The following is a 10,938-nucleotide window of genomic DNA, read 5'->3' as shown; positions in this document are numbered from 1 at the left end:
TCTCCTTGAGGGCTTGCTGTAGATGAACGACTTGTTCCGACCTTAAAAAATTCTTGGCTGCTGGTGGCATAGTTACTTTGAATCAGCTTTACCTTTTTATTATGCAACTTTGATGCCGATTAGCTTAGCGTTCGCCTTTGTCGTGAAGAGTAAGCCAGCCCCAAGTATCAATGAAAATTTTAGCTGCCATAAAGTTCGTTGTCTAAATTGGCAGCCAGGGAACCATGAGCCACAGCGCCAATGAATTCTGCAAGGGGATCTACGGATTTATTAGATTCATTAGGCAAAGTTAATTTTTGAGTAGGAGAGAGGTGTTGAACATACTCCAACACCTCGATAAGTTGCTGCTCTGGCATTTGCTCAATTGCGTTGAGGAGTGTTTGTTTAGTAGTCATGAGAGTTGCTCAAGTTCGCTATTTATATATTGTGCCTACGTTTGATTAAAATTTGCAGAGCGACCGCACTTCCATTCATTAAGCTCAAGAAAAAACTTACTGCTTAATAAGCTATAAAGAGTATATCGTTTACTTCAATTTATTTTTCTGGTGCAAAACTCTCAAGCCTCCGACCCTACCGTTGCCAAACTACTGGAAGTTGATGCTGATTTATCAGTACAAGAAGTTGAATTAACACTTCAACTCCAATCAATTCAAGAAAAACGTCACAGTCTCAAAAACGTTATCAGCCTGTTTCCTCCGGTAGACAATGCCACTCCCACACCTGTAGCAACACCAACACCAGTTGTTGAAGATGTGGCAGACATTACTGAAGCGGCAACTCCAGAATTAGACGAGGTGACGACAGACACTACCGAAGCTGCGCCACAACCTCCAAAGCGACAAGGTAAGAGAAACTTATCCACTAACAGCGACAAACCAAGTAAGAAATCCGCACCCCCCAAGGAGACAGAGAAGGAATCAGATACTTGGCAGCAGTATCTGCGAGACGAGTTTATCACTGATAATTTGTCTGTTGCTGTTTTTGAAGTTATGCAGCAGCAACCAGAGCAGGTGTTAGAGATTACGGCAATACTAGATGCCATCTTTGTAGCGGAAACTCCAAAAGATGTCAGAAGTACGGCACGAGAACGTGTCTCAAATGTCCTTTCGGTTGGTGCGAAGAAAGGGAAATGGTATCGGGGAAAACTGGGTAAGTATAGTATGTCGAAAGCAGCCGTTGAGGACAGCGTAACCAGATAGAAGAGTGGGGTATAAAACTATGGATCATAATATAACTACATTATGATCCATTATTTTTAAGCAATATTTTTAGGCAAAATGATTGTGAATGTAGTACAAACTCCGAGCTTGGAATCTACACTAATTTGACATTCATTTCTTGTAACAATAAAGTCATGAGCAAAATATAAACTCCAGTGCCTTTGCCTTGAGGTTTAGTCGTAAAGAAAGTAGCGAAGATTTTATCTAAAATATTTTGCGGTATTCCTAAGCCATTATCTTGAATGCCGATCTCTACAGAATTACTTTCTACTAAGTTCTTTGTTTTTAGTAAGACTTCCGGTTTTAAATTCGGTTCAGCTAAACTCCTTTGGTAAGCAGATTGACAGGCATTGTTAACAACATTTATAAATAAACACAATTTTATTAATTGTGTTTATTAAACTTTAACTACTAACTTTAACATTTCTAGGCAGAACTATATTCACTGTAGTACCAATGCCTGGTTGAGAATCTACCTCGATTTGACCACCATGCCTCTTAACAATGAGATCGTGAGCGAAATACAAACCAACTCCAGTGCCTCTATCAGGAGTTTTCGTAGTAAAGAAAGGATCGAAGATTTTATCTAGGATATTTTCAGGTATTCCCATCCCATTATCTTGGACAGTTATCTCTACAGAATTCCTTTCGACCAAGTTCCTTGTTTTTATCGTGACTTCTGGCGTTAGAACTTGTTCAGTTAAAGATTTTTCGTAAGCTGCTTGGCAAGCATTATCGATAATACTTATTAAAGCTCTGCTAACATATTGAGCAATAAGATTGACTTGCCCAATTGAACTATCATAGTCAGTTATTAAACTAACATTAAAATCATTATATTTGTATTGTAAACTATAAGAAACTATTTTTATCGTTGATGACACTAGCTCATTAATGTCAATAAGCTGAGGAGGAAAAGCTGGACGATCTGTTGAAAAAGTCATACTTTGAATAGTCAATTCTATTCTTTTAGCTTGGCTTCTGATGTCTGTACTATTCTCAGTAAGTCCACTAATGATTTCTTTAATGTTTTCAACTACTTCTAATGGTAAATATTCATATTCTTGTTCAATTTCTAGCTGAAGATCCTTAGCCATTTTAATAACAACATCTGCAAGCCAAATTACGAAGTTAAGAGGATTATTAATTTCATGAGCGATTCCTGCCATCAGAGTACCTAGAGAAGCAAGTTTAGATTGAGTAATAAGCTGCTCTTGAACGTTCTTCAGTTGAGTCATAGATTCCTCTAGTTGCTGATTATTCAGTTTTAGTTCCTGAGTGCGTTCGGCGACCTTTACCTCCAAAGTTCGTTGGCGCTCGTTCAACTTAGTAATGTATGTATAGTTAGCAATTAATAAAGGAGATATAGTTAGAGCTAAAAAAGAGGGAACAACCGGAATCCACCAACCCCATAAAAAAGCTAAATAGCTAATAGTTATTACTGCAACTGCTGCTGCTAAACTGCTAGATATCAAATTCAGAAAAAACTTGGTAGCAAAGTTTTTTGGATCGCTAGTGTGCCACCATTTTCTAGCTAAAATAGTAATTAGTACGCTCCAACTTACAATCCATAATAGCTCTAGCGGCTCGTTTAAAGTTCTAATTAATGGTCTATTATTTAAAGCCGAATTAATAATTTGACTAGCTATTTGAGCGTGAAGTTCTACCCCAGGGATTTCAATTGGTGTTGTGTTTAGATTCCAGCTATAAGGAGTAGAAAACTTATCATCGTTTAAGCTTGAGGCAGTCCTACCGATTAAAACAATGCGATCGCGCATCAAGTTGTTAAAATTCTTCCCCGCTAAAACATCAGTAATTGATACTCTAGTAAAACTTTGATGGGGGTTGCGGTAGTTAAGTAAGATTTGGTAGCCGCCTGAGTCCGTGCGGACGTAGCTACCAGCGTTTTCCTGTAACGGTCTATATACTGTATCTTTTATTTTCATGCAGCAATCATCAACAGTTTTTGGGCTAATGCCTTGCTGTGCTAGATAACTGAGGGCAAGAGCTACTCCTAAAGTTTGTCTTTGATTAGGAAATAATAGAGCGCGACGGACTACACCATCTCCATCTAATACCGTATCAGCCGCAGCAACTTGGTTTAGCTGTTTGAGGATAGGTGGTGGGGCGATTACTGGATCGTACTTGTCACCGACTACTTTTTCTATACCAATGAGGTTAGGTGTAGTTTTAAATACTTGAGCTAGTTGTGCATACCCCTCACCTACTGGTACGTCTCGGAAAAAGTCTAATCCAATCGCTCGTGGTTTTTGCTGCTTAATTTTTGTTAGCAGTTGGGCTAGTAGTTCGTCTGATAGCGGATCTGCGGATTTTAGAATCTGAATGTCTTTTTCTTCAAATCCGACAATTACAATTCTCTTATCTACCGTTTCAGGAGGACGCAGTTGGAAATATATATCTAATGCCGTCCACTCTAAAGGCTGCATCCAACCTAGAGCGCGTACTGCAAGTATGGCTGTGATTGGAAATATAGCCACAAGATACCAGAGCAAATTTGATTTTAATTTACGCATAGTCGAGTTGGGCGTTTCCCGTGAATACTTTTACTGATTGCTAATAGTATTAGCCTGCTGCAACTGCTGAACGCTGACTGTTGGCATTCCCACTTGATTTAACAACTTAGAAAAGTACCAGAACGTTACTTTGCTTTGCGGATTTGCCTTATAACCGATGTAGCTACTGTTGAGCGCATCATACCAGATCCCTGACTGGGCATAAACCAAAGTACGTTTTTGTGGCTCTTGACCTGCCTCTGCAAGCGTTTGGGTAAGTTCAGGAGTGATAGCTATGCGCTTAATCGAGCTATCAGCATAGCTGTTTTCTGAGGGACGCTCTTTGTTACACACTAAAGATACTGTCCAACGGTACTCTTTGCCCAATGCCAACCCAGGAACATGTGATGGTAACTCTAATTGCACAACACCTGGACGCTTTACCTTAAAAGAGCGGTCTACAATCGGCTTTGCTACCCCTGGTTCTACCAGAGTGAATCGCACAGGCAACGTTGTATTTGAGACGTACAAAAAGAACGTTGGACGAGCCGATACAGTCAAGGGAATGTGGTCGTCGGGGACTAAAAGTTGCAAGTTTGTATTCCCAGACTGGTCGCATCCTCTCGAACCTGCCCCTTTAGTCCGTGATGTCTGACTTGAACCTGCTGGCGGAATGTAAATCTGGGCAGTTTGAGCAGAAACTTTTTTACTAAAGTTTACCGTTCGTCCTATTATAGGTACATTAATTGCATCAATTTCTGGCATTACAAATACTGTAAAACCAAACAGTAATAAAGCAACTTTTAAGGAATATCTCATTTTGGAAAGGCAAATTTTATTCGAGTAAATTATTACATAAATTTTATGCTCAAAAGTAAGCGATCGCGCTTCAGGATTTTAATTCTCTTTTTACTGAGTATCAGTTTTTGCCTTCTGCTCAACTTAATACTAATAAATCCATTACAGTCGCAAGCCTTACCCACAAACACACAAACAATTACTACAGCCTATGACTATTACAAGTCAAAACACTACGATAAAGCGATCTCGCTCTGGCTTGAGGCTTTAAAATCAGCCCCAACTGAGACAGTTAAAGCTAACATCCATAATAATCTAGCATCTGCTTACCAGCTTTTGGGTAATCCAACCGAAGCTGTAAGGCAATGGGAACAAGCAGCTAAAATTTATCAGCAACAACCAGATAACCAGTCGCGCTCAATGCTAGCTAAAACGCTAATCGATCGGGCGCAAGTTTATAACGATCTCGGTCAGTTTCGCGCCTCAATACCGTTGGTAGAAAATGCAATTTTAATCGCCCAAGAAGCTCGAAACAAAGAAGTTGCTACCGTAGCCCAAGGGGTATTAGGAAATGCTTACGCTCTAGCTGGGGACTATGATAAATCTCTAGCAGCTTATCAATCTAGCCTTAACTTAGCTCAAGAACTAGGCAATGCTAGATACACAACTATTGCTCTCAACAATCAAGTTAACCTTTTGCAAGCTCGTCAGGGGCGGTACTTAACTCAATCACAATCTGCCCAGCAGGAAAAAGATACTCAAGAAAAGGCTCGTTTAGCTGCGCTAGTCCAGCAAGATCGGCGTGCTGCTCTTGCTGCTGCCAACCGCGCTGTTGCCTTGGGTCAGACTGTTGGTGGTATACCTCAAGTTAAAGCTTTGCTCAATATAATTGCCCTCTCATCACAACAGGATTTAGTTGCCAAGTACAATCAGCAGGCACTCTCTATCCTTGATGATTTGCCTCCTTCTCGTAGTAAAGTCAATGCTCTTATTCAATTAGCCCAGTACCAAACAGGCGGAGAAAAGATTAACAGTTTAGAAACTGCTAGCAATATTAGTGCAAATCTTAGCGATTTTCGTACTCAATCTTTTGCGCTAGGAGCTTTAGGTCACATTTACGAGCAATCGGGACAACTACAACAGGCAATGAAGTTGACGCGCCAAGCCCAAAGTGCGGCAGAGAGCGTCAGCGCCTTTGACAGCTTGTATCGCTGGCAGTGGCAGGCAGGACGCATTTATCGAGCCAGCAGTTCGCCTAGTGAGGCAATAGCGTCCTACAAGCAAGCAATCACTACTTTACAACGTATCAGAGGTGATATTGTTAGTGCTAACACCGACTTACAATTTGATGTTCGCGATTCGGTTGAACCTGTCTACCGAGAACTCATGGCATTGCTGCTAGACAAGGGACAAGCAACGGAGGCGCTTTCTGTCTCCCAATTGTTGAAGTTAACCGAACTGCAAAGCTTTTTTGGCGACGAGTGTTTGCAGGTGAAGACAGCCCTCAGTACAACTCAACAACCTCTCAGAGGTAAAGAAGCTATAATCAATTCACTTATTTTGAGCGATCGCACTTATCTCATCTTACGTTTACCGGACGGTACGCTCAAAAGCTATCCGGCAATGCTATCAGCAAAGCAGATGCAAAGCGAGATCGAGCAATTTCGCGCTGCATTAGAGGATTTTGGAACTAACGCATATCTTCAACCAGCACAAAGGCTCTACAATTTGCTGCTCCGTCCTATGGCAGCAGACTTAGCTAAAAGTAAGCCCAGTACCCTAATTTTCATCAACGATGGTGTACTGCGAAATGTGCCGATGGCAGCATTACACGATGGTAAGCAGTTTCTTGTTCAAAAGTATGCCATTTCTACAAAGTTGGGTTTAAATCTCAGCGCTCAAGCACAGCCAGAAGTTCAGAAACAAGAAGCGTTAGTATTTGGCTTAACAGTTAAAGTTCCACCCTTTGCTCCCCTACCTCATGTTAATGCTGAAACTGAAGCTGTACGTGATATCTTAGGTGGCAGTAGATTTTTAGACCGAGAGTTTACTTTAGCTAACTTGGAAAAGCAAATTCAAAAGCCGAAAAACTACTCAGTTGTCCACTTAGCAACTCATGGTAAATTTAGAGGCACGGCAAACAGCACTTTCTTACAAGCCTACAACCACCGCATCTCTTTGCGGGAATTTGAAGATGTCCTTTTAGCTATCAAAGAACCTATGGACTTGCTTACTCTTAGCGCTTGTCAAACTGCGGCTGGCGATAACCGCTCGACTTTGGGTATTGCTGGGCTTGCTGCGCGTACAGGAGTTAAAAATGTTTTGGCTAGTTTGTGGTTTGTCAACGATGCTGATACAGTGCCACTGATTGAAAACTTTTACTCTCATGTGCGTCAGCCAGGTACAACTAGAGCAGAAGCGCTTAGAAAGGCTCAGTTAAGTTCAATTTCTAGCTCTAAGAGTCATCCTGCTAAATGGTCTAGTTTCATTTTAGTTAATAGTTAAGTGATGCAAGGAACAAAAAGATTTCTTACCTAAAGTTAGTATGTTGAAACAATGTCAATAAGCGACAGCTTTTCCTGCTTTTTTGCGGGGATCGTTAGCTCCAATAAACGTGCCAGTTTCAGGGTTTATTAAAATTGACTCAGATGCACCCCAGTGAGTAAAAGGGACAACTCTATATCCCATTTCCCATAAACCTTTGACAGAATTAGACTTTAAAGCATACGGCTCAGTGATTACTACATTAGGTAGTCCTTGATAGTGAAAACGCGGAGCGCTTACAGCTTGTTCAATATTCATGCCATAATCGATCACATTAGTAATAACTTGTAAAACAGTAGTAGGAATTGTTGATCCACCAGGACTCCCTGTTACCAGAAAAATTTTACCGTCCTTGGTGACAATGGTTGGACTCATAGAACTAAGCGGTCGCTTACCAGGCGCTATTGCGTTAGCGTTACCCTGTACTAAACCAAACTGGTTAGGTGTTCCAGGCTTAATCGCAAAGTCATCCATTTCGTTGTTAAGGAAAAATCCCGTATTGTTAGCGATTACGCCTGCACCAAAGTAGGAATTAATTGTGTAAGTTACAGACACTGCATTGCCATAGCGATCGGCAATGGAATAATGTGTTGTATTCGTCCCCTCATTGTTCGCTATTCCAGAGTAAACACGGCTTGGGGAAATAGCTTGTAGTTTAGGGATCTTACTACGAAGGGAAACTGCATACTCTTTTGATAAAAGCCGTTCAACAGGATTTTTGACAAAATTCGGGTCGCCTAAGTAGGTATTACGATCCGCGTAAGCGTACAGCATAGAGGACAGCATCAGATGCAAGCTTTTCGAGGAATGCCAACCCAGTTGTTTTAGTTCATATCCATGTAAAATATTCAGCATTTGGCATAAAGTCGTGCCACCACCAGGAGGCGGAGCAGAAATTATTTCGTACCCTCGATAATTGCATTTTACTGGGCGATCTTCTGTTACTTCATATTTGGTAAAATCTGCTTTTGACAATATGCCACCGTTAGCCGAACTTGCTTTAACAACTTCATCAGCGATTGCTCCCTGATAAAAAGCATCTTTTCCCCGCGCAGCAATCAGGCTCAAAGTTTGGGCTAGATCCTTTTGCACCAAAACTTCACCTGCACGGTAAGGAGCTTTACTATTTTTCAAAAAGATAGCAGCAACATTTGACTGTTCGGCAAATCTTTTTTTATTCGTATTTAAAATACTGATATCCCCTGGCTGCAATACAAAACCAGCCTTTGCTAGCGCTATCGCTGGAGCCATTACTGAGGAACGATTTTTAGTCCCAAATTTTGATAAAGCATAATCGAGTCCAGCCACAGTCCCAGGGACACCAACTGCTAAATAACCTTTGGTACTCAATCCTTTAATTATTTTACCTTGCTTGTTCCGATACATATTAGGAGTGGCAGCTAGAGGAGCCTTTTCACGGAAGTTAATAAAAACATCTTTTCCGCTTGGCTGATGAATCAGCATGAACCCACCGCCACCAATATTTCCACAACATGGATCGGTTACAGCTAGAGCATATCCCACTGCAACAGCAGCATCAATTGCATTACCTCCTTCTCTAAGAATTTGTAATCCTACCTCAGATGCTTTATGCTGTGTTGTAACAACAACACCTTCATTACCTGTTACGGTAGGTCGTAATGACTGTAAATTGTCTTGCTTGCACCCAGATAGCGTAGAGTTTCTGCACCCAAGATAGCTAGCTAAGTTATAGGCATGAACGAAGGGATAATAGATACTACCGAAAATAGCCATATCTAAAATAACTGCACAGCTAATGAACACAGAACCAAATGTTAGTATTCTAAGGATTTTGAAGTTGCTACGCTTTTTCATAAATTAAATCGGTGATAAAGATGATATCTAAATGGTGTTTGAAGAGAATAGGCTACGTCCAGATTTTTACTTTATTTTACTTATCACTTGCTAGTTCAACTACTGCACAAATTGTCCCAGATACAACTTTGCCTATTGATTCCTCGGTTGAGAAGGAGGGAGGTAATACAACGATAATTAATGGAGGTACAGCCGAAGGTAGTAATTTATTTCATAGTTTCGAGCAGTTCAACGTCACTACAGGTACTACAGCTTATTTTAATAATGTTGTCAATATTCAAAATATATTTAGCAGAATAACCGGAAATTCAGTTTCTAGTATTGATGGAATGCTTCGAGCCAATGGTAGTGCAAATTTATTTCTAATCAATAGCAATGGAATTATTTTTGGACCTAATGCTACCCTTAATATTGGCGGTTCATTTTTAGCTACCAGTGCAAATCAGATCAACTTTGCTGATGGCACTCAGTTCAGCACAAAGCCTGCTCAAACGGCTCCTCTATTAACAGTAAGCGTCCCAGTTGGTTTAAATCTAGATAGTAGTGCGGGAAAAATTATAATACAGGGGTCAGGGCATAGTTTAGTAGGGCAAAACTTTAGACCTGTTACTGGTACTAATCAATTATTAGGCTTAAAAGTACAGCCTGGTAATAACATCTTTTTAGTAGGTGGCGATGTAGAGTTAGCAGGAGGTTTATTGACAGCGCCAGGCGGTCACATTGGGATTGGTAGCGTCAACAACGGAACAGTCGCTCTAAATCTAGATAACCCTGATTGGACTTTAAATTACAATAAAGCATTAAACTTTGGAGATGTTACATTATCTACTAGATCCTTAATTGATACTAGCGGATTTGGCAGTGGATCTATTCAACTACAGGGCAACAACATAAGTCTTGCTGACGGATCGGTAATTATTATTCAAAATCAAGGTTTGCTACCTTCAGGAGCAATAACTTTAAGCGCTTTAGATTCAATCCAAATAAGTGGTACAGATCCTATTGCTAAAATTCCAGGTAGCATCCGCACTGAAACTTTAACATCGGGAAAGGGGGGAGATATTGTAATTTCTGCACCTAAGTTAACACTTATAGAAGGTGGAGCAATTAATGCCATTAGCTATAGCGCTGGTGAAGCAGGAAACATCTTTTTAAGAGCTTCCGATTCTATACAAATAATTGGAAATTCGCCCCGAAGTTTGGTAACGGCAAGTACCATTAACTCTCTTGCTTTTAGTGATGGTGATGCTGGTAACATCTTAATAGAAACCAATAATTTCACCGCTAGAGATGGTGGGATATTAGTATCTAATACTGCGGGAAATGGTGCTGGAGGAAATATTCAAGTAGACGCAAAACAATCTATAGAGTTAGTAGGAGTTCAATCAAGTACACTCGCACCTAGCTCTATTGGCGCGTCAACTTCTGGTATGGGTAACGCAGGTAGCGTCATACTTAATACAGGAAAGCTATTAGTTGAAAGTGGTGGGCGAGTTGATTCTTCTACTGTAGCTTCTGGTACGGCTGGAAGTATCAATATTAACGCTTCAGATTCAGTAGAGGTTAAAGGGACAGTTCCTAATTCACGTAACCCTAGTCTAATAATTTCATCAGGTAATATTTTGGATGAAAGTTTACGTGCAAGTTTCGGACTATCTGACGAAGCAGCTTTAACAGGAGATTCTGGTAACTTAAAAGTTACAACTAGGAAATTAGTTGTTAGAGATGGAGGTTTAATTAGTGTTAATAACGAGGGATTAGGTAATGCTGGAATACTAGAAGTTTTCGCTGACTCTGTTTTTTTGGATAATAAAGGTGGTATTACAGCAGCTACTGCCTCTGGTCAGGGTGGAATACTCTCAGTAGAAACTGAGCGTTTACAGCTAACTAATAACAGTAATATAGCAATCCTAGATGAGTTGAAGAAAAGTGAGTCTTAAACTATTGTGAATGATGGATGTAGCATTTTAGAACTAATTGAACGATGGACGAACTGGTCAAGTTTATTGAGAGTAATCCTGATGCTA

8 protein-coding genes are annotated in these 10,938 nt (G+C 40.4%); 3 read left to right on the top strand and 5 right to left on the bottom strand.

Annotated features, from left to right (window positions below; genetic code table 11):
• Positions 1 to 179: 179 nt before the first annotated feature.
• Entirely contained in the window at positions 180 to 395 is a 216-nt protein-coding gene (locus AC2VE5_RS21835; RefSeq protein WP_486889790.1) for a hypothetical protein, read from the bottom strand.
• Between the two features lie 150 nt (positions 396 to 545).
• On the opposite strand from AC2VE5_RS21835, the gene AC2VE5_RS21830 reads away from it, so the two are divergent.
• Complete coding sequence (locus tag AC2VE5_RS21830; RefSeq protein WP_486889789.1) at positions 546 to 1,199, top strand: hypothetical protein; 654 nt, start codon at positions 546 to 548, stop codon at positions 1,197 to 1,199.
• A gap of 115 nt (positions 1,200 to 1,314) precedes the next feature.
• Here AC2VE5_RS21830 and AC2VE5_RS21825 read toward each other — a convergent pair whose 3' ends face one another.
• The 3 genes from AC2VE5_RS21825 to AC2VE5_RS21815 all read right to left on the bottom strand — a co-directional run bounded on the left by AC2VE5_RS21825 (position 1,315) and on the right by AC2VE5_RS21815 (position 4,552).
• Positions 1,315 to 1,599, bottom strand: coding sequence for an ATP-binding protein (locus tag AC2VE5_RS21825; protein ID WP_486889788.1), 285 nt, complete (start codon positions 1,597 to 1,599; stop codon positions 1,315 to 1,317).
• Between the two features lie 25 nt (positions 1,600 to 1,624).
• Positions 1,625 to 3,718: a CHASE2 domain-containing protein gene (locus tag AC2VE5_RS21820; RefSeq protein WP_486889787.1), complete on the bottom strand. Its 2,094-nt coding sequence runs from the start codon at positions 3,716 to 3,718 to the stop codon at positions 1,625 to 1,627.
• Positions 3,719 to 3,784: 66 nt separating this feature from the next.
• Positions 3,785 to 4,552: a DUF928 domain-containing protein gene (locus AC2VE5_RS21815; protein WP_486889786.1), complete on the bottom strand. Its 768-nt coding sequence runs from the start codon at positions 4,550 to 4,552 to the stop codon at positions 3,785 to 3,787.
• Between the two features lie 45 nt (positions 4,553 to 4,597).
• On the opposite strand from AC2VE5_RS21815, the gene AC2VE5_RS21810 reads away from it, so the two are divergent.
• Complete coding sequence (locus AC2VE5_RS21810; protein ID WP_486889785.1) at positions 4,598 to 7,036, top strand: CHAT domain-containing protein; 2,439 nt, start codon at positions 4,598 to 4,600, stop codon at positions 7,034 to 7,036.
• Between the two features lie 54 nt (positions 7,037 to 7,090).
• Here the strand turns inward: AC2VE5_RS21810 and ggt are convergent, their stop codons facing one another.
• Positions 7,091 to 8,911, bottom strand: coding sequence for a gamma-glutamyltransferase (ggt, locus tag AC2VE5_RS21805; protein ID WP_486889784.1), 1,821 nt, complete (start codon positions 8,909 to 8,911; stop codon positions 7,091 to 7,093).
• Positions 8,912 to 8,931: 20 nt separating this feature from the next.
• Here ggt and AC2VE5_RS21800 point away from each other — a divergent pair, with 20 nt between their 5' ends.
• Complete coding sequence (locus AC2VE5_RS21800; RefSeq protein ID WP_486889783.1) at positions 8,932 to 10,851, top strand: two-partner secretion domain-containing protein; 1,920 nt, start codon at positions 8,932 to 8,934, stop codon at positions 10,849 to 10,851.
• The last annotated feature ends 87 nt before the right edge of the window (positions 10,852 to 10,938 follow it).

Source organism: Aliterella sp. E5.1, from assembly GCF_057473825.1.
Note: the sequence above shows the minus strand (reverse complement) of the source record. Positions and strands in the feature narration are given on the sequence as shown.

Excerpts from the sequence above, each read along its gene's own strand:
- AC2VE5_RS21810 (WP_486889785.1), top strand. The coding sequence starts at position 4,598 with ATGCTCAAAAGTAAGCGATCGCGCTTCAGGATTTTAATTCTCTTTTTA.
- AC2VE5_RS21800 (WP_486889783.1), top strand. The coding sequence starts at position 8,932 with ATGATATCTAAATGGTGTTTGAAGAGAATAGGCTACGTCCAGATTTTT.
- AC2VE5_RS21815 (WP_486889786.1), bottom strand. The coding sequence starts at position 4,552 with ATGAGATATTCCTTAAAAGTTGCTTTATTACTGTTTGGTTTTACAGTA.
- AC2VE5_RS21835 (WP_486889790.1), bottom strand. The coding sequence starts at position 395 with ATGACTACTAAACAAACACTCCTCAACGCAATTGAGCAAATGCCAGAG.
- ggt (WP_486889784.1), bottom strand. The coding sequence starts at position 8,911 with ATGAAAAAGCGTAGCAACTTCAAAATCCTTAGAATACTAACATTTGGT.